The sequence below is a fragment of the Pseudomonas sp. S36 genome (assembly GCF_016647875.1).
Classification (GTDB): Bacteria; Pseudomonadota; Gammaproteobacteria; order Pseudomonadales; family Pseudomonadaceae; genus Aquipseudomonas; species Aquipseudomonas parafulva.
In genome coordinates this window covers 1-17,726 of record NZ_JACVVG010000070.1, presented here as the reverse complement: position 1 = coordinate 17,726, position 17,726 = coordinate 1, and the positions used below count along the sequence as shown (strand labels likewise).

Sequence of the window (17,726 nt, the reverse complement as noted above, 5' to 3'; positions counted from 1 at the left end):
GATCGAGCGCCGCCCGCGCGGCGCATCGCGAGCTGCGCTCGCTCCTACAGTGTGGACAACCTGTCGCACCCTATTTGCCATAACGCCTTTTATCCCGCCAGCATCCCCGTTTTCCACAGGCCGAAGGTTGTCCACGGATAATGTGCAACCGCCTGTGGAAAACATGGTGGCATGTTCACCCAAGCCACACACCGCGTGGCCTACAGAGCTTTGATCGTTTTTTGATCAATGGCATGGCATGGATGGATTTCTGTGTGTTTTCAACGCCCTGTGCGGATTTACGGATTCCTACAAAGCCTGTGGATAAGTCTGTGCAAAAACCCTGGACAGACTGCTGTAGGCGGCATGGCTGAAAGCCTTGGGCCATCACCTATGGATCGGTCGCGGACCGTACAAGGCTGAAAGGGTTCCGCTCAGGGCAGAAGTTGCCCCCATTCAGTGGGGAAAGGCTTGTGGATAACGTGCGCATAGCTGGCCCTAGCCCGCTAATGGCGGGGGGTTGCGGCATATGAACAAAAAATGACCAGCTGCACCACGGCTTGCTGAGTGTGCGTGGCGCGGGCATGCTGCAACCCTGCCCACACTCCTACCGTGAGGAACACTGCATGACATCCACCGTCTTCATCACTGGCGCCACCTCCGGCTTTGGCGAGGCCACTGCCCGACGTTTTGCCGAGGCAGGCTGGAAACTGGTGCTGACGGGCCGGCGCAAGGACCGCCTTGATGCGCTGTGCGCCGAACTGTCGGCCAAGACCGAGGTGCATGGCCTGGTACTGGACGTGCGGGACCGCAAAGCCATGGAGCAGGCCATCGCCAACCTGCCGGCAGGCTTCGACAAGCTGCAGGGCCTGGTCAACAATGCGGGCCTGGCGTTGGGTGTGGATGCGGCGCAAAACTGCAGCCTGGACGACTGGGAGACCATGGTCGACACCAATATCAAAGGCCTGATGTTCACCACACGTCTGCTGCTGCCACGCCTGATCGCCCACGGCCGTGGGGCATCGATCCTGAACGTGGGGTCGGTGGCAGGTAACTACCCATACCCTGGCAGCAACGTGTATGGCGGCACCAAGGCGTTTGTCGGCCAGTTTTCCCTCAGCCTGCGCTGTGACCTGCGCGGCACCGGCGTGCGGGTGAGCAACATCGAGCCCGGGCTGTGCGAGAGCGAGTTCTCGCTGGTGCGCTTTGCTGGGGACCAGGCCAAATACGATGCCACCTACGCCGGCGCCGAGCCCATTCAGCCCCAGGACATTGCCGAGACCATCTTCTGGATTCTCAACCAGCCTGCGCACATCAACATCAACAGTCTGGAACTGATGCCGGTGAGCCAGGACTGGGCTGGGTTCGCCATCGACCGTTCTGCCAAGGGCTGACTGCGAAGGGCTTAAGCCAAGCTTTGCAGGCCTTCCAGGCAGGTTGCCAGGTGGTAGGGGGTGGTAGACGGCATGTCATGCCGGCTTACTGCCCCCTCGCCGTCCCGGCATTCATACCAGCCGCCGGCATGCAGAAACTGCCGTTCCATCGCCTCTAGCTGGGCAGGGAGCATGGCCTGGCTACCAGGCCGCAGGGCCAAGGCCCGCAGGTATTCAGCCTGTGCCCAGATGCGCTGGGTAGCGTCCAGTACATTGCCGTGCACATCGAGCGCGGCCAGCACCGCAGCCCCTTTTACCCCGAACCGCTCGGCAAAGCCGAAAGCCCGGTCGATGGAAGCGTGCAGGGGCGTGTCGCGCAGCAGGGGCGAGGTGTGCAGCAGGTAGAACCACTCGAACTGATGCCCCGGTTCGAACCAGTTATCCACAGCACCGCGTGGCTTTTCCAGCATCAGGCCGTGAGCCGGTTCGATGAAGTGCGCTTCGAGGGCATCGCACAACTGCAGCAGCGCCTGGCGAACGGGGTGGTCGTCACGCACTGCCAGCACATTGAGGAAAGCTTCGGCCAGATGCATCTGCGGGTTCTGCAGCGGGCCGCTGCCCAGGTCGGCCCAGTCTTCACCCAGGCAGGCTTCGTACAGGCCATCTTCACGGGCGAATTGCTGCTCAATGATATCGAGCGCGGCGTTCAGGGTGGATTCGACGAGGCTCTGCTTGACCTGGCCCCAATAGTGCGCGCAGGCGAACACGATGAAGGCGTGGGTGTACAGGTCCTTGCGCCGATCAAGCGGCTTGCCCTGGGCGTCGATGCTGTAGAACCAGCCACCGTGCTCAGCATCGTGGAAGTGCTTTTGCAGCGAGCGGAACAGCGCCGCGGCCCGTTCGGCAGCACCGGGCTCGCCGATGCGGCTGCTGAACAGGTACAACTGGCGTGCGCAGGCCATGGCCCGGTAGCGCTGCACCGGCAACGGACGGTGGTGGGCGTCCAGCGCCTCAAACGGCAAGGCTAGGTCGGCGTTCCAGCCTGGCCCCTGCCACAGCGGCACGATGCATTCGGCGAAGTGCTGGCTGAAACGGGCCAGGGCGGGCAGGGAAGAAGAGGGGTGAGACATGTTCGCGCTCGTCGCTGTCAGGCAGGGCGCCATGGTAGCAGAAGTGGGGTGTGCAGATGCCTGTGCAGGCCTCACCCCAGGTCACCCGTCAACCCGGATTGCCAAGCCCTTGCCAATGGCGAGCGCTCACGAAAATGAAGCGCAACTGCTGGGTGATCTTTTCCTGGGCCGTGAGTGCTTGTGGATAACCCGGCCCCGGGCTGTCGATCAGCTCGGGCAGGGTCGCGAACACGGTTTTCACCACCAGGTCAGCCATGACCGCCAGCGCCGCTCCGTCAAGATGCTGCCAGCGCTTCATGCGGGCCAGGTCAGTGGCCAGGTCGTCGCTGATGTTCTGGCGCAGGCAGGCGATGGCCTGGCGTACGGCCTGGGAGCCACCATACTGCTCGCGGGCCAGAAACAGAAACTGCGCGCGGTGCGCGGCGACCACATCCAGGAAGATACGCACCGAGGCGTCGGTGATGCCGCCCAGTTCGAATTCGTTCTGCCGCACCAGGCGGATGGTCTGGCGGAAGGTATTGTCGACCTCGGCCACCAAGGCCAGGCCCAGGGCATCCATATCGGAAAAGTGCCGGTAGAAGCCGGTGGGCACAATGCCCGCCGTCTTGGCCACTTCACGCAGGCTGATACTGCCGAACCCGCGGCCACTCTCCATGAGCAGGCAGGCGGCATCCAGCAGGGCCTGGCGGGTTTGCAGCTTCTGTTCGGCGCGCGGCAACATGATGCGGGCTTCTTTGACGGTGAGGCTGGGCACTCTAGTTAAAAAAACGAAGCCCGGTCAATGGACCGGGCCAAGGGGTAGCAGGGGGTGTGACAGCGTTTGCGCTTGTCAGCCATAGGGTCAGCTCACGCGACGGGTTTCGATCAGACGATCGGAACCGCCCTCGGCGACGCGGCCCTGTTGCTCGATCAGGCGATCGGAACCGCCCTCGGCGACGCGGCCCTGTTGTTCGATCAGGCGATCGGAGCCGCCTTCAGCTACGGTCTTTAAAGCCTGCACGTGTTCGACAGTGCTGGCACGTGACTCAGCTGTCAGGTGCTGTTCGGTGGCCGGCAGCGCAAAGGCATTGGCTGCAAGTACGGACAAAGCCAGGGTCAGGAGATGGCGTTTCATGATCGGGTGCTCCTCTTGGGGGCTGGAAAGTGGGTACGAAGCCAATGCTACGCCGCGTACCTCCAGAGAGAAGTTCATCCTGGTAATGGTAAACATCGACCGTATCGATAGCGTGTTCCAAGGTGTCTAGCTGGCTGCTTTGCGAGCGGTAGAGGGAAATTCTTGGCTATGATGGCGTCATCGATAAAACCCTGAGGGGTTTCGTCAGTCCCACATAAACCAGCATCACCGCTGTATCTGTTTACGCCATAGCGCATGGAGACCCACGCAATGACGCGCCCCGCCAGAATCACCCTCTGGACCCTGCTCACGCTGCTGACCCTGCTGGCGATCCTGGTGGTAGTGATCGCCACGTTCGACTGGAACCGGGTCAAGCCGCTGATCAACGAGAAAGTGTCCGAAGCCCTGCATCGGCCGTTCGCCATCAATGGCAACCTCGCGGTGCACTGGCGCACCGAGCCTGAGGAAGGCGGCTGGCGTGCCTGGGTACCTTGGCCGCGTTTCGTTGCCGAGGACCTTACCCTGGGCAACCCGGATTGGCTGAAGACGCCGCAGATGGTCGGCCTTGAGCGCGTCGAGTTCCGCCTGGCCCCATTGCCGCTGCTGGCGCAGCGCATCAGCATCCCGCGCATCGACCTGACCAAGCCTACCGCCAGCCTTACCCGGCTGGCCGATGGCCGCGCCAACTGGACGTTCGACTTCGGCCCGAAGGATGAAAACGAAGCGCCCTCCAAGTGGCAGCTGGACATTGGCGCTATCGGCTTCGACCAGGGCAACGTCAGCTTCGACGACCAGACCCTGAAGGCCCGCATGAAGGTGCAGATCGACCCGCTGGGCAAGCCCATTCCGTTCAGCGAAATCGTTGGCAAGGCCGCTGCCGAGAAGGCCGGGGCAGCCCAGGACTATGCCTTCGGCCTGAAAGCCGAGGGCCGTTACAAAGACCAGCCCGTATCCGGTACGGGCAAGATCGGCGGGTTGCTGGCACTGCAGGACGCCAACCAGCCATTCCCGCTGCAGGCCGACGTGCGTATTGCCGATACCCATGTGGTGCTTGCCGGCACCCTGACCGACCCCCGCAACCTCGGCGCACTGGACCTGCGCCTGCGGCTGTCCGGTGCCAGCCTGGGCAACCTCTACCCGCTTACCGGTGTGACCCTGCCGGATACCCCCGCCTATTCCACCGATGGCCGCCTGAAGGCAAACCTGCATGCCGCGCAAGGCGCGACGTTCGAGTATCAGGGCTTCAACGGCAAGATCGGTGACAGCGACATCCATGGTGACCTGGCCTTCGTCGGCAGCAAGCCGCGGCCCAAGCTGTCGGGCAAGCTGGTGTCCAACCAGTTGCTGTTCAAGGACCTGGCGCCGCTGATCGGGGCCGACTCCAACGCTGAGCAAAAAGCCCGTGGCGGTGCCAGCAAGCAGCCCACCGACAAAGTGCTGCCGGTGGAGGAGTTCCGCACTGAACGCTGGCGCGCCATGGATGCCGATGTCACCTTTGCTGGCAAGCGCATCGTGCACAGCGAGCAGTTGCCATTCACCGACCTCTCGGCCCACGTGATCCTGGACGATGGCCTGCTGCGCCTGGAACCGCTGCGCTTTGGCGTAGCGGGTGGCAACCTGGCTTCCAGGATTCGCCTGGATGGCCGCAATGTGCCGTTGCAGGGCCGCGCCCAGCTGACGGCGCGTGGCTTCAAGCTCAAGCAACTGTTCCCCACCTTTGCGCCCATGCAGAGCAGTTTCGGCGAACTGAACGGCGACGCTGACATCAGCGGCCGCGGTAATTCCGTGGCGGCATTGCTGGGTACAGCCAACGGCGACTTGCGCATGCTCATCAACGATGGCGCCATCAGCCGTAGCCTCATGGAAATCGCAGGTTTGAACGTGGGCAATTACATCGTCGACAAGCTGTTCGGTGACGAAGATGTGAAGATCAACTGCGCCGCTGCCGATGTGGGTATCAAGGATGGCCTGGCCAGTACGCGGCTCTTCATCTTCGATACCGAGAACGCGATCATCTACATCAACGGCACGGCCAATTTCGCCAACGAGCACCTGGACCTCAAGGTTACGCCGGAGTCCAAGGGCCTGCGGCTGTTCTCCCTGCGTTCGCCGTTGTACGTACGCGGCAAGTTCGCCAAGCCCAGCGCGGGCGTACAGGCCGTGCCCCTGGCACTGCGTGGCGCAGGCATGGTAGCGCTGGGTGTGGTTGCAGGGCCTGCCGCAGGCCTGCTGGCCCTGATCGCACCCAGCAGCGGCGATGACCCCAACCAGTGCACCCCATTGTTGCAGCAAATGAAGGAAGGCAAGGCACCAGCAGCCGTGAAAGGGCGCCGGTAAACGCGAGCACGGATCGCTTTCTGCTCGCCCGGTACATAACTTCAACCCCAAAAAAAGAGGCCGCAAATGCGGCCTCTTTCGGTTCCAGCAACCCCTGTCACAGGCCATCGAGCAGGTCCGACATATCGTCGGCATGCTCTTCTTCCTGCGCCAGGATTTCTTCGAAAATGCGACGGGTAGTCGGGTCCTTGTCACCGATGTACTGGATGATCTCGCGGTAGCTGTCGACGGCGATACGCTCGGCCACCAGATCTTCCAGCACCATTTCCTTCAAGGTTGTGCCTGCAACGTACTGAGCGTGGGAGTTCTTGCTCAGGTTGTCCGGATTGAAGTCCGGCTCGCCGCCCAGCTGGACGATACGCTCGGCCAGCTTGTCAGCGTGTTCGGCTTCCTGGTTGGCATGTTCCAGGAACTCTTCGGCTGCCACGCTGGCCTTGACGCCAGAGGCCATGAAGTAGTGGCGCTTGTAGCGCAGCACGCAGACCAGTTCGGTTGCCAGCGACTCGTTCAGCAGGGTGATGATGCGTTCGCGGTCGGCGCTGTAGCCTTCCGTCACCGCACCATTTTCCACGTGCTCACGGGCACGTTTGCGAAGGGTCTGTACGTCGGTCATTTCAGTCGAGCTCATGTCTATCTCCGAAAATATCAAGGTAGTCGTGGAGTGGTCCCGGAAGGCTTACGCGCCTGGCACGGCGTCGCGGTCTTCTTCACGTTGTTTGCAGGTTTTGAAGCCTTTTGCATCCACATGGCCGGTGGCATCGAAGCGCACGTAGTACGGTTGCTGGTGGCCATCACGGTTGAGGATGTAGTCGTTGCAAGTGCCGCCGTTGGGCAGGTCGATGACATTGGACGGGCTGCCGCCGATGGCGATGACCTTCTGCATGGTCATGCCGTGCTCAACCTGCTTGACCAGCGGCTCTTCACGATAGGTCACGTAGTCCACCGGGTTTTCCGGGCGGCTGCCACAGGCGGCCAGGGTGGCGCTGGCCAGTAGAATCGCCAGGGTCTGCTTGATCATCGTCCCGCTCCTTGCACAAAAGGGTATGTGCAAGTTTTGAACCTCGCGCAGCGCCAGGAGTTCGATCGCACTAGCCAATTGCCTGCAAGTGGGCGGGCAGGGGGAGGCGATGGGCATTTCTTGGCTACACTCACTGCGTCGACCGTGCATCGGGCGCGGGGCCCAGGAGATCACGTCATGAAATGGCTACACGTTCCGTTTTTGATGGTGGCAGTGCTGTTCAGTGCCCAAGGTTTCGCGGCCAACACCGCCCAGCAGGAAAAAATGAAAACCTGCAACGCCGACGCCAGCGCCAAGTCGTTGAAGGGTGATGAGCGCAAGGCGTACATGAGCACGTGCCTGAAGAAGCAGGCGCCGCAGACGCAGCAGGAAAAAATGAAGACCTGCAACGCCGACGCCACGGCCAAGACGCTCAAGGGTGATGCGCGCAAGGCCTACATGAGCGACTGCCTGAAGAAGAAATGACCTGCGCCTATGCGTGCAGGCATAACGCTGGCAGACTGCGGATCTTCTTCGCTGTCTGCCGTTGAGGCTGTATGACCTTCACCCCCCGCCAAGTCACCCTGGCCAGTTGGATTATCGTATTTGCCGGTTTGCTGCTGGCGTTGCCATTGAAGTTGCTGCCCAGCCTGTTGGCGGGCCTGTTGGTATTCGAGCTGGTCAACATGCTTACCCCGCGCCTGCAGCCGTTGATGGCCGGGCAGCGGGCACGCTGGCTGGCGGTGGCGCTACTGAGCACGCTGGTGGTGACCACCCTGACCCTGCTGATTGCCGGTGCTTTCAGCTTCTTGCTGCACGAAGCGGAAAACCCAGGCGCCTCGCTGGACAAGTTCATGGCGCTGGTAGAACGCGCCCGGGGCCAGTTGCCGCCGTTCATCGAAGGCTACCTGCCGGCCAGTGCGGCAGAGTTCAAGGTGGCCATCGGGGACTGGATCAAGAGCCACCTCAGCGACTTGCAGCTGGTCGGCAAGGGCATGGCGCACATGTTCGTGACGCTGCTGATCGGCATGATCCTGGGCGCCATCGTGGCGTTGCAGCGCATCCCTGATATTTCCCGGCGCAAGCCATTGGCTGCGGCGTTGTTCGAGCGCCTGAGCCTGCTGGTGCAGGCGTTTCGCAATATTGTTTTTGCGCAGATCAAGATCTCGCTGCTCAACACGGCCTTTACCGGCATCTTCCTGGCAGTGGTGTTGCCGCTGTTCGGCGTGCACCTACCGCTGACCAAGACGCTGATCGTACTGACCTTCCTGCTGGGCCTGCTGCCGGTGATCGGCAACCTGATGTCCAACACCCTCATCACCATCGTCGGGTTGTCGTTGTCGATCTGGGTAGCCGCCGCTGCGCTGGTGTACCTGATCGTCATCCACAAGGTGGAGTACTTCCTCAATGCGAAGATCGTCGGTGGGCAGATCAGGGCCAAGGCCTGGGAACTGCTGCTGGCCATGCTGGTGTTCGAAGCGGCCTTCGGCCTGCCCGGCGTGGTGGCCGGGCCGGTGTATTACGCCTACCTGAAAAGCGAGCTGCGCCGGGCTGAACTGGTGTAGCTGGCTGCCTGGGGCGCATGTGGACCCGCGGGCTCAGGCAGCGCCGTAGCGCTTGCGGGCCTCGATGGCCAGGCCGCTGCCGATGCTGCCGAAGATGTTGCCTTCCACATGCTGCGCATTGGGCAGCATGGCCGCCACGCTGTTGCGCAGCGCAGGTATGCCACTGGAGCCCCCGGTGAAGAACACCGTGTCGACCTGCGTTTCGCTCACGCCGGCCTTGGCCAGCAGTTCGGTCACGCTGCCGCGCACACGTTCCAGCAGCCCCTCGATGGCGCTTTCGAACAACACCCGCGACAGGTCTACGCCCAGGTCCCGCTCGATACGGCCAAGGTCCACCCGGCGGCTTTGCTGTTCGGTCAGCTCGATCTTGCTGGCTTCGACTTCCATGGCCAGCCAGTGCCCGGCGCGTTCCTCGATCAGCTTGAACAGGCGGTCCACGCCCAGGGTGTCTTCGATGTCGTAGCGCATGCTGCCCAGGGCCAACTGCGACTTCTGCGAGTACAGGGCGTTGATGGTGTGCCAGGTCGCCAGGTTCAGGTGGTAGCTGGTGGGCATCAGCGCGCCGCTCTTCATGCGGCTGCCGTAGCCGAACAGGGGCATCACGCCCTGCAGGCTCAGTTGCTTGTCAAAGTCGGTGCCGCCAATGTGCACGCCGCCAGTGGCCAGAATGTCGTTTTGCCGTTCGGCCACGTTGTGGCGCTGCGGGGACAGGCGGATGAGCGTGAAGTCGGAGGTACCGCCGCCGATGTCGACGATCAGCACCAGCTCTTCACGGCTGATGCCAGACTCATAGTCGAAGGCTGCGGCGATCGGTTCGTACTGGAACGACACCTCCTTGAAGCCGAGCTTGCGCGCCACCTCGGCCAGGGTGTCTTCGGCCTCCTGGTCGGCTGCTGGGTCTTCGTCGACGAAAAACACCGGCCGGCCCAGCACCACCTGGTCGAACTCGCGGCCGGCCTCGGCCTCGGCGCGCTTTTTCAGCTCGCCGATGAACATGCCCAGCAGGTCCTTGAAGGGCAGTGCGCTGCCCAGCACGCTGGTGTCGTGCTTGATCAGCTTGGAGCCCAGCAGGCTCTTGAGCGAGCGCATCAGGCGGCCTTCGTAGCCTTCCAGGTATTCGTGCAACGCCAGGCGGCCGTAAACCGGGCGGCGCTCTTCGATATTGAAGAACACCACGGACGGCAAGGTGATCTTGCCGTCTTCCAGGGCAATCAGCGATTCCCGGCCAGGGCGGTGCCAGCCAACCGTGGAATTGGAGGTGCCAAAGTCGATGCCCAGGGCGCGGGCCGGGGTTACGTCGGACATGGGAATGAGCTTCCGGAGGTAAAACGGCCGCGCAGTTTATGCCAGTTGGCTGGAGAATCAAGGCCGGTCGTCTGCCATGGCGCAACCCCAAGCGGGCCTTGAAAGGCTATGCTTGACCCCTATCTTCTGTAGCAATACGCACATTCACATTGGTGATCCCCAGATGGACTTCAAAGACTACTACAAGATACTTGGCGTAGAGCCCACCGCGGACGACAAGGCGATCAAGGCCGCGTATCGCAAGCTGGCCCGCAAGTATCACCCTGACGTCAGCAAGGAGCGCGACGCCGAGGACAAATTCAAGGAGGCCAACGAGGCCTACGAGGTGCTGGGCGACGCCCAGAAGCGCGCCGAGTTCGACGAGATCCGCAAGTACGGTGGCCAGCACGGTCGACCGTTCCAGGCGCCGCCCGGCTGGGAAGGCCGTGGCGCGGGCGGTGGCGGCGGCTTCGAAGGGGGCGATTTTTCCGATTTCTTCAGCTCGATGTTCGGTGGCCGGGGTGGCAACCCCTTCGGCGGCGCCCGGCAACAGCAGCGCAGTGCCGGCAGGCGGGGGCAGGACGTGGAGCTTGAACTGGCAGTATTCCTTGAAGAAACACTGAGCAAAGAGTCCAAGCAGATCAGCTTCCAGGTGCCGCAGACCAACGCCATGGGGCAACGCACCGGGTTCACCACCAAAACCCTGAACGTCAAGATTCCTGCCGGGGTTACCGACGGCGAGCGCATCCGCCTGAAGGGCCAGGGTGCACCTGGCAGTGGTGGCGGCGCCAACGGCGACCTGTTCCTGACCATTCGCATGGCGCCGCACCCGCTGTTCGACGTGGAAGGGCACGACCTGATCATCACCGTGCCGCTGGCACCGTGGGAAGCCGCCCTGGGCACCAAGGTGGCGGTGCCTACCCTGGAAGGCAAGATCAACCTCACCATCCGCCCCGACAGCCAGAGCGGCCAGCGCCTGCGCGTGCCGGGCAAGGGCCTGGCCGACAAACAAGGCCAGCGTGGCAACCTGTATGCGCAGCTCAAGGTGGTCATGCCGGCCACTTCCGACGAGTCAACCCGTGAACTGTGGGCCAAGCTTTCCGAAAAGGCCGCGTTCAACCCGAGGGCACAATGGAGTAAGTGATCATGAGCAGCACCCTGATCGTTCAACTGGACATGCGTACCTTGTGTCAGGAGGCCGACGTCACGGCCGACTGTGTGATCGAAATTGTCGAACACGGCATTGTGGAACCGTCCGGGCGCACGCCCGAGGACTGGCTGTTCGACGATCAGGCGCCGTTGCTGGCCAGGCGCGCCGTCAAGCTGCACCACGAGTTGGAGCTGGAGTGGGAGGGTGTGGCACTGGCGCTGGAGTTGCTGCAGGAGGTGCAGCAACTGCGCAGCGAGAACACCATGTTGCGCCAGCGCCTGGGCAGGTTCACGCAGATGTAGGCGCCGCCCCGGGGTTCAACAGCAACTGCATGAAGGTGAGGTCCAGCCAGCGGCCGAACTTCACCCCAACCTGCGGCATCTGCCCGGTGGTCACGAAGCCCAGCCTTTCGTGCAGGCGCACCGAGGCTGCGTTGCCGCTCTCGATGGCGGCCACCATCACATGCTTGCCGCCGCTGCGGGCCCGCTCTACCAGCAGGGTCATCAGCGCAGGCCCCAGGCCCTTGCCGCGCTGGTCGCTGCGCACGTACACCGAGTGTTCCACCGTGTTGCGAAACCCTTCGAACGGGCGCCAGTCGCCAAACGACGCATAGCCGAGTACGCCGGTTTCGTCCACCGCCACCAGGATGGGGTAGCCCTGTTGCGCGCGCGCCGCGAACCAGGCCTGGCGGTTAACCAGGTCTACAGGTGTTTCGTTCCAGATCGCCGTGGTGTTGCGCACCGCGTCGTTGTAGATGTCGAGAATGCCCGGCACATCGCTGAGCAGGGCATCGCGTAGTTGGTAACTCATGACAGCGTCTCGCAAAGGGGTTGCGTGCAGGTTAAATGGTTACCAGCCCGCGTACACCCTCGGCCGGCATGTTTTCGCCACGGCCACGCTGGATGATCTCGCCCCGGGCCATGACCAGGTACTGGTCGGCCAGTGCTTCGGCAAAGTCGTAGAACTGCTCCACCAGCAAAATTGCCATGTCGCCGCGCTGGGCCAGGCGGCGGATCACGGCGCCGATCTCCTTGATTACCGACGGCTGGATACCTTCGGTGGGTTCGTCGAGGATCAGCAGCCGTGGCCGGCTGGCCAGGGCGCGCCCGATGGCCAGCTGTTGCTGCTGGCCACCGGACAGGTCGCCGCCGCGTCGCTGTTTCATCTGCTCGAGTACCGGGAACAGCTCGTAGATGAAGGCCGGCACTTCGCGGGCTTCACGGGCGGGGAACCGCGACAGGCCCATCAACAGGTTTTCCTCCACGGTCAGGCGCGGGAAGATCTCGCGGCCCTGGGGCACGTAGGCGATGCCGGCCTGTACCCGTTGCTGGGGCTTGAGCGTGGTAATCGGTTTACCCTCCCAGTGCACGCTGCCTTCGCGGGCCGGTACCAGGCCCATCAGGCAGCGCAGCAGGGTGGTCTTGCCCACCCCGTTGCGCCCCAGCAGGCAAGTCACTTCGCCCACCTTGGCTTCGAAGCTCAGGCCCCTGAGGATGTGGCTGCCGCCGTAGTACTGGTGCAGGCTGTCGATCTTGAGCATGTGAATATTCCCGGAAACGTTGCAGTGCCTGCACCGGCCCGCGAGGGGCCAGCCCAGGTTTCAATCCCTAACGGCCTAGATACACCTCGACCACCCGCTCATCCGCCTGCACCTGTTCCAGCGACCCCTGCGCCAGCACACTGCCTTGATGCAACACCGTCACGTGGTCAGCGATGCTGCCGACAAACCCCATGTCGTGCTCCACCACCATCAGCGAATGCTTGCCAGCCAGGCCTTTGAACAGTTCGGCGGTGAACTCGGTCTCGGCGTCGGTCATGCCGGCCACCGGCTCATCCAGCAACAGCAGCTGTGGCTCCTGCACCAGCAGCATGCCAATCTCCAGAAACTGCTTCTGCCCGTGGGACAGCAAGCCGGCCTGGCGCCCGGCCAGCGGCAGCAGCCGCAAGGTGGTGAGCACCTGCTCGATACGTTCACGCTGCTCACCGCTCAGCCTTGCGGCCAGGCTGGCCCACACCGATTTGTCGGCTTTGAGCGCCAGTTCCAGGTTTTCGAACACCGTCAGTGCCTCGAACACCGTAGGCTTCTGGAACTTGCGGCCGATGCCGGCCTGGGCGATCTGGTATTCGCTCATACGGGTCAGGTCGAGGGTGTCGCCAAAGTAGGCGGTCCCGGTATCGGGGCGGGTCTTGCCCGTGATCACGTCCATCAGGGTGGTCTTGCCGGCGCCGTTCGGGCCGATGATGCAGCGCAGCTCACCTACGCCGATGTAAAGGTTCAGGGCATTCAGCGCCTTGAAGCCATCGAAGCTAACGCTGACGTCCTCCAGACTGAGCACGGTGCCGTGGCGGGTGTCCAGGCCGGCTTTGCGGCTGTGGCCGAGGCCAATGGCTTCGCGGCCGGCGCCAAGCTGGTCGAAGACGGGTTCGAGCATGAATTCCGGGTGAACCGGCGGCACGCCTCTCATGGCTGGCTCCTTTTCTTCAGCAGCCCGACCACCCCTTTGGGCAGGTACAGGGTCACCAGGATGAACAGCGCACCCAGGAAGAACAGCCAGAACTCCGGGAAGGCCACGGTGAACCAGCTCTTCATGCCATTGACCAGGCCGGCGCCGAGCAGCGGGCCAATCAATGTGCCGCGCCCGCCCAGGGCGACCCACACGGCGGCTTCGATGGAGTTGGTGGGCGACATCTCGCTGGGGTTGATGATGCCCACCTGCGGCACGTACAAGGCGCCTGCCAAACCGCACAGCACAGCGCTGAGCACCCACACCAGCAGCTTGAACCCGCGTGGGTCGTAGCCGCAGAACATCATGCGGTTCTCGGCATCGCGCACGGCGGTGAGCAAACGCCCGAACTTGCTGCGGGTCAGCCGCCAGCACAGGTACAGGCTGGCCAGTAGCAGGCCCACGGTGAGCAGGAACAGCACTGCACGGGTGCCGGGCGCGGCAATGTCGAAGCCCAGGATGGACCGGAAGCTGGTGAAGCCGTTGTTGCCGCCAAAACCGGTCTCGTTGCGAAAGAACAGCAACATGCCGGCAAAGGTCAGGGCCTGGGTCATGATCGAGAAGTACACGCCCTTGATGCGCGAGCGGAATGCAAACCAGCCAAACGCCAGCGCCAGCAGCCCGGGCGCCAGCACGACCAGGCACAGGGCCCAGGCAAAGTGCTGGGTGCCGGCCCAGTACCACGGCAGCTCGGTCCACGACAGGAAGGTCATGAACCCGGGCAGCCCGTCACCGGCAGCCTGGCGCATCAGGTACATGCCCATGGCGTAGCCGCCCAAGGCAAAGAACAGGCCGTGGCCCAGGGACAGCAACCCGGCGTAGCCCCACACCAGGTCCAGAGCCAGGGCGACGATGGCGTAGCAGAGGATCTTGCCGACCAAGGTCAGCGTGTAGGCCGAGACGTGCAGGGCATGGTCTGCCGGCAGCAATGACAGCAGCGGCAGTGCTATCAGCACCAGTGTGGCGGCGCAGCCGGCAGCCAGCGACAGGCGTGGCCCGGCTTTTTGCGCAGCGGTGACAAGCAGTGGCTGGTTCATCAGTCGATTACCCGTCCCTTGAGGGCGAACAGGCCTTGCGGGCGTTTCTGGATGAACAGAATGATCAGCGCAAGGATGAGGATCTTGCCGAGTACCGCGCCTATCTGCGGTTCCAGCAGCTTGTTGGCGATGCCTAGGCCGAAGGCCGCCCAGAGGCTGCCGGCCAGCTGGCCGACACCGCCCAGCACCACCACCAGGAAGGAGTCGATGATGTAGCTCTGGCCAAGGTCCGGGCCCACGTTGCCGACCTGGCTGAGGGCAACGCCACCCAGCCCGGCGATGCCCGAGCCCAGGCCGAAGGCCAGCATGTCGATGCGCCCGGTGGGCACCCCGCAGCAGGCGGCCATGTTGCGGTTCTGGGTGACCGCTCGCACGTTCAGGCCTAGCCGCGTGCGGTTGAGCAGCAGCCAGGTAAGCAGCACCACTGCCAGGGCGAAGACGATGATCACCAGGCGGTTGTAGGGCAGTACCAGGTTGGGCAGCAGTTGGATGCCACCGGACAACCAGCCCGGGTTGCTGACCTCGACGTTCTGCGCCCCGAACAGCAGGCGGATGGCCTGGATCAGCATCAGGCTGATGCCCCAGGTGGCCAGCAGTGTTTCCAGTGGGCGGCCATACAGGTGGCGGATGACCGTGCGCTCCAGGGCCATGCCCACCCCGGCACTGACGGCGAACGCCACCGGCAGGGCAATCAGCGGGTAGAACTCGATGGCGCCCGGGGCGTAGCGCTGCACCAGCACCTGCACCATGTAGGTGCTGTAGGCGCCGAGCATCAGCATTTCGCCATGGGCCATGTTGATGACCCCCAGCAGGCCAAAGGTAATGGCCAGGCCCAGGGCGGCCAGCAGCAGGATCGAACCCAGCGACAGGCCGCTGAACGCCTGGCCCAGCAGTTCACCCATCAGCAGCTTGCGCTTGACCTGGGCCAGGCTGGTTTCGGCGGCGGTACGCACTGCCGGGTCGGCTTCGGTATCCGGTTGCAGCAAGGCTTCCAGGCGGGTGCGGGCCATGGGGTCGCCGGTTTCGCCCAGCAGGCGCACGGCGGCCAGGCGTACCCCAGGCTCGTTGGCGCCCAGTTGCAGATTGGCCAGGGCCAGGCCAAGGGCGGCGTGCACGGCAGGGTCGGGGTCGTTGGCATAGCGCCGGTCCAGCCAGGCCATCTGCGCCGGTTGAGCGCTTTTTTGCAGTTGCCTGGCCGCTGCCAGGCGGGTTTCGCTGTTGTCACTGAGCAGTTGATGGCTGGCCAGGGCATTGTCGATCAGCCCGCGCAAGCGGTTGTTCAGGCGTACCTTGCGGGTATCGCCCTGGGCGATGCGGCCCTGGCGCAGGTTTTCCAGCAGGGCCAGGCGCGCAGGGTCGGGTTGTGCGGCCCAGCTTTCGAGCAGGCGGGCCTGCTCGGCGGGCTTGGCGGCAAAAAAGAATTCGCCTTCGCTGGCTTCGGCAGCCAGGGGCAGGAGCAGCAAGAGGATGAGGAGGTATCTGAGCATCTGGGCCATCCTGGAAATCGGTGTTGGAGTCATCGCGGGCAGGCCCGCGCTCACGTCGGCATTGAAGGGTTTGAAGCCAGTGCTGTCGCTGTGGGCGCGGTTTGGCCTGCGATTGGGGCCGCAGTGCCTCAGTTACTCTTCACCGCATAATCAGGCCGCTTGTCGTTGCCTGGAATGAAGGGGCTCCAGGGCTGCGCACGCAGGGGTTGCTCGGTCTCCCACACCACGCTGAACTGGCCGTCGTCCTGGATCTCGCCGATCATCACCGGCTTGTGCAGGTGGTGGTTGGTCTTGTCCATGGTCAGGGTGAAGCCAGACGGTGCCTGGAACGTCTGGCCGGCCAGTGCTTCACGTACCTTGTCCACATCTGTGGACTTGGCTTTCTCCACCGCCTGGGCCCACATGTGGATGCCCACGTAGGTGGCTTCCATGGGGTCGTTGGTCACGGCCTTGTCGGCGCCGGGCAGTTTCTTGGCCTTGGCGTAGGCTTTCCAGTCGGCAACGAACTTCTGGTTGACCGGGTTATCCACCGACTCGAAGTAGTTCCAGGCCGCCAGGTGGCCTACCAGTGGCTTGGTGTCGATGCCGCGCAGTTCTTCTTCACCTACCGAGAACGCCACCACCGGCACATCGGTTGCCTTCAGGCCCTGGTTGGCCAGCTCCTTGTAGAACGGTACGTTGGAGTCGCCGTTGACGGTGGAGATGACCGCGGTCTTGCCGCCTGCGGAGAATTTCTTGATGTTGGCGACGATGGTCTGGTAATCGCTGTGGCCGAACGGGGTGTATACCTCCTCGATGTCCTTGTCGGCCACGCCCTTGCTGTGCAGGAAGGCGCGCAGGATCTTGTTGGTGGTGCGTGGGTAAACGTAGTCGGTGCCCAGCAGGTAGAAGCGCTTGGCACTGCCGCCGTCCTCGCTCATCAGGTACTCCACGGCCGGGATGGCTTGCTGGTTGGGCGCCGCGCCGGTGTAGAACACGTTGGGGGACATTTCTTCACCCTCGTACTGCACCGGGTAGAACAGCAGGCCATTGAGCTCTTCGAATACCGGCAGCACGGACTTGCGCGATACCGAAGTCCAACAGCCGAACACCACGGCCACTTTGTCCTGGGTCAGCAGTTGGCGGCTCTTCTCGGCGAACAGGGGCCAGTTGGAGGCCGGGTCTACCACCACGGGCTCCAGCATCTTGCCGTTGACGCCGCCCTTGGCGTTGATCTCGTCGATGGTCATCAGCGCCATGTCCTTGAGCGACGTCTCGGAGATGGCCATGGTGCCGGACAGCGAATGGAGAATGCCGACCTTGATGGTTTCGGCGGCCTGGATGGTCCAGCTCAGGCCCATGGCGGCGATCGATGCGCTGAGGGTAAAGGCCTTGATCAAACTGCGACGCTTCATGTGCTCTCTCCGCTGCGTTTTTTTTTGAGTGTTGGGTAAGCGGGGAGGGGGGTTGCAAGGGGTGTGCCTAGTGATGGAGCGGGGCTAGCGCGGGTTACAGCGCATTATTTGGGCAGGCTGACGTAACAGACTGGTGCGTGGTCGATGCGCCTGCACGTTCTTGGTGCTGGCCTGTCGATTTGTTTCGAAGTGATGAATTGAGATCGCTCGATCTGCTTCTTTGGCAACAGCCAATCTCACTGAAGTACGCCACTGCTTTTGCTTTTGCTTCTAAGCGCGCGATAGCTCAGGCAACACAGATTGCGACTTCAGGAGGCCGAGCGGAGGGCTTGCGGAGGGAGGTGACGGGCATGGATGCCCGTCAAGCGCTGAGGC

At 63.1% G+C, this 17,726-nt stretch carries 18 protein-coding genes and 1 pseudogene; 7 read left to right on the top strand and 12 right to left on the bottom strand.

What is annotated here, in order from left to right; translation table 11 throughout:
• Nucleotides 1-605 precede the first annotated feature (605 nt).
• Nucleotides 606-1,373: an SDR family oxidoreductase gene (locus IAE36_RS22605; RefSeq protein ID WP_028631811.1), complete on the top strand. Its 768-nt coding sequence runs from the start codon at nucleotides 606-608 to the stop codon at nucleotides 1,371-1,373.
• 11 nt (nucleotides 1,374-1,384) lie between these two features.
• On the opposite strand, the gene IAE36_RS22600 is transcribed toward IAE36_RS22605, so the two are convergent.
• The 3 genes and pseudogenes from IAE36_RS22600 to IAE36_RS22590 all read right to left on the bottom strand — a co-directional run.
• A complete protein-coding gene (locus tag IAE36_RS22600; protein WP_201214863.1) occupies nucleotides 1,385-2,482 on the bottom strand; it encodes an AGE family epimerase/isomerase in 1,098 nt (365 codons plus the stop codon).
• Nucleotides 2,483-2,570: 88 nt separating this feature from the next.
• Complete coding sequence (locus IAE36_RS22595) at nucleotides 2,571-3,203, bottom strand: TetR family transcriptional regulator (protein WP_201214861.1); 633 nt, start codon at nucleotides 3,201-3,203, stop codon at nucleotides 2,571-2,573.
• A 138-nt stretch (nucleotides 3,204-3,341) separates the two neighbouring features.
• Nucleotides 3,342-3,596 (bottom strand): annotated as a pseudogene (locus IAE36_RS22590) (phage infection protein); the annotation flags it as partial.
• Between IAE36_RS22590 and IAE36_RS23880 the strand changes: the two are divergent.
• Together IAE36_RS23880 and IAE36_RS22585 are read left to right on the top strand one after the other, a co-directional pair.
• Complete coding sequence (locus IAE36_RS23880) at nucleotides 3,595-3,726, top strand: hypothetical protein (RefSeq protein ID WP_256217453.1); 132 nt, start codon at nucleotides 3,595-3,597, stop codon at nucleotides 3,724-3,726. The pseudogene IAE36_RS22590 and the gene IAE36_RS23880 overlap by 2 nt on opposite strands.
• A gap of 140 nt (nucleotides 3,727-3,866) precedes the next feature.
• Nucleotides 3,867-5,933, top strand: a complete 2,067-nt coding sequence (locus tag IAE36_RS22585) for an AsmA family protein (RefSeq protein ID WP_201214859.1) — start codon at nucleotides 3,867-3,869, stop codon at nucleotides 5,931-5,933.
• A 97-nt stretch (nucleotides 5,934-6,030) separates the two neighbouring features.
• On the opposite strand, the gene IAE36_RS22580 is transcribed toward IAE36_RS22585, so the two are convergent.
• Together IAE36_RS22580 and osmE are read right to left on the bottom strand one after the other, a co-directional pair.
• Complete coding sequence (locus IAE36_RS22580; RefSeq protein ID WP_201165501.1) at nucleotides 6,031-6,561, bottom strand: ferritin-like domain-containing protein; 531 nt, start codon at nucleotides 6,559-6,561, stop codon at nucleotides 6,031-6,033.
• Between the two features lie 48 nt (nucleotides 6,562-6,609).
• A complete protein-coding gene (gene osmE, locus IAE36_RS22575) occupies nucleotides 6,610-6,951 on the bottom strand; it encodes an osmotically-inducible lipoprotein OsmE (protein WP_028631806.1) in 342 nt (113 codons plus the stop codon).
• A 177-nt stretch (nucleotides 6,952-7,128) separates the two neighbouring features.
• On the opposite strand from osmE, the gene IAE36_RS22570 reads away from it, so the two are divergent.
• A complete protein-coding gene (locus IAE36_RS22570) occupies nucleotides 7,129-7,416 on the top strand; it encodes a PsiF family protein (protein ID WP_028631805.1) in 288 nt (95 codons plus the stop codon).
• Nucleotides 7,417-7,487: 71 nt separating this feature from the next.
• Nucleotides 7,488-8,495: an AI-2E family transporter gene (locus IAE36_RS22565; protein ID WP_028631804.1), complete on the top strand. Its 1,008-nt coding sequence runs from the start codon at nucleotides 7,488-7,490 to the stop codon at nucleotides 8,493-8,495.
• 33 nt (nucleotides 8,496-8,528) lie between these two features.
• Here the strand turns inward: IAE36_RS22565 and IAE36_RS22560 are convergent, their stop codons facing one another.
• Complete coding sequence (locus tag IAE36_RS22560) at nucleotides 8,529-9,800, bottom strand: Hsp70 family protein (RefSeq protein ID WP_201214858.1); 1,272 nt, start codon at nucleotides 9,798-9,800, stop codon at nucleotides 8,529-8,531.
• A gap of 163 nt (nucleotides 9,801-9,963) precedes the next feature.
• On the opposite strand from IAE36_RS22560, the gene cbpA reads away from it, so the two are divergent.
• Both cbpA and IAE36_RS22550 read left to right on the top strand, forming a co-directional pair.
• Nucleotides 9,964-10,923 carry a curved DNA-binding protein gene (gene cbpA / locus IAE36_RS22555; protein WP_028631802.1) on the top strand — a complete coding sequence of 320 codons (960 nt, stop codon included), beginning with the start codon at nucleotides 9,964-9,966 and terminating at the stop codon, nucleotides 10,921-10,923.
• Between the two features lie 2 nt (nucleotides 10,924-10,925).
• The gene (locus IAE36_RS22550) at nucleotides 10,926-11,231 is read left to right on the top strand and encodes a chaperone modulator CbpM (RefSeq protein ID WP_201165496.1); all 306 of its coding nucleotides are present in this window, start codon (nucleotides 10,926-10,928) and stop codon (nucleotides 11,229-11,231) included.
• Here the strand turns inward: IAE36_RS22550 and IAE36_RS22545 are convergent.
• The 6 genes from IAE36_RS22545 to urtA all read right to left on the bottom strand — a co-directional run bounded on the left by IAE36_RS22545 (nucleotide 11,218) and on the right by urtA (nucleotide 17,351).
• Nucleotides 11,218-11,739: a GNAT family N-acetyltransferase gene (locus IAE36_RS22545; RefSeq protein WP_028631800.1), complete on the bottom strand. Its 522-nt coding sequence runs from the start codon at nucleotides 11,737-11,739 to the stop codon at nucleotides 11,218-11,220. The two genes, IAE36_RS22550 and IAE36_RS22545, sit on opposite strands and share 14 nt — an antisense overlap.
• A 31-nt stretch (nucleotides 11,740-11,770) precedes the next feature.
• Nucleotides 11,771-12,469 carry an urea ABC transporter ATP-binding subunit UrtE gene (urtE, locus tag IAE36_RS22540; protein WP_201214857.1) on the bottom strand — a complete coding sequence of 233 codons (699 nt, stop codon included), beginning with the start codon at nucleotides 12,467-12,469 and terminating at the stop codon, nucleotides 11,771-11,773.
• 67 nt (nucleotides 12,470-12,536) lie between these two features.
• On the bottom strand, nucleotides 12,537-13,394 hold the full coding sequence (urtD, locus tag IAE36_RS22535; protein ID WP_060480670.1) for an urea ABC transporter ATP-binding protein UrtD: 858 nt from the start codon (nucleotides 13,392-13,394) through the stop codon (nucleotides 12,537-12,539).
• Complete coding sequence (gene urtC, locus IAE36_RS22530) at nucleotides 13,391-14,470, bottom strand: urea ABC transporter permease subunit UrtC (protein WP_201214856.1); 1,080 nt, start codon at nucleotides 14,468-14,470, stop codon at nucleotides 13,391-13,393. Before urtC ends, urtD begins: the two co-directional genes overlap by 4 nt.
• Complete coding sequence (gene urtB, locus IAE36_RS22525; RefSeq protein WP_201214855.1) at nucleotides 14,470-15,957, bottom strand: urea ABC transporter permease subunit UrtB; 1,488 nt, start codon at nucleotides 15,955-15,957, stop codon at nucleotides 14,470-14,472. Before urtB ends, urtC begins: the two co-directional genes overlap by 1 nt.
• Nucleotides 15,958-16,085: 128 nt before the next feature.
• Nucleotides 16,086-17,351 (bottom strand): urea ABC transporter substrate-binding protein, encoded by a 1,266-nt coding sequence (gene urtA, locus IAE36_RS22520; RefSeq protein WP_028631795.1) that lies wholly within the window; start codon nucleotides 17,349-17,351, stop codon nucleotides 16,086-16,088.
• Between the last annotated feature and the right edge of the window lie 375 nt (nucleotides 17,352-17,726).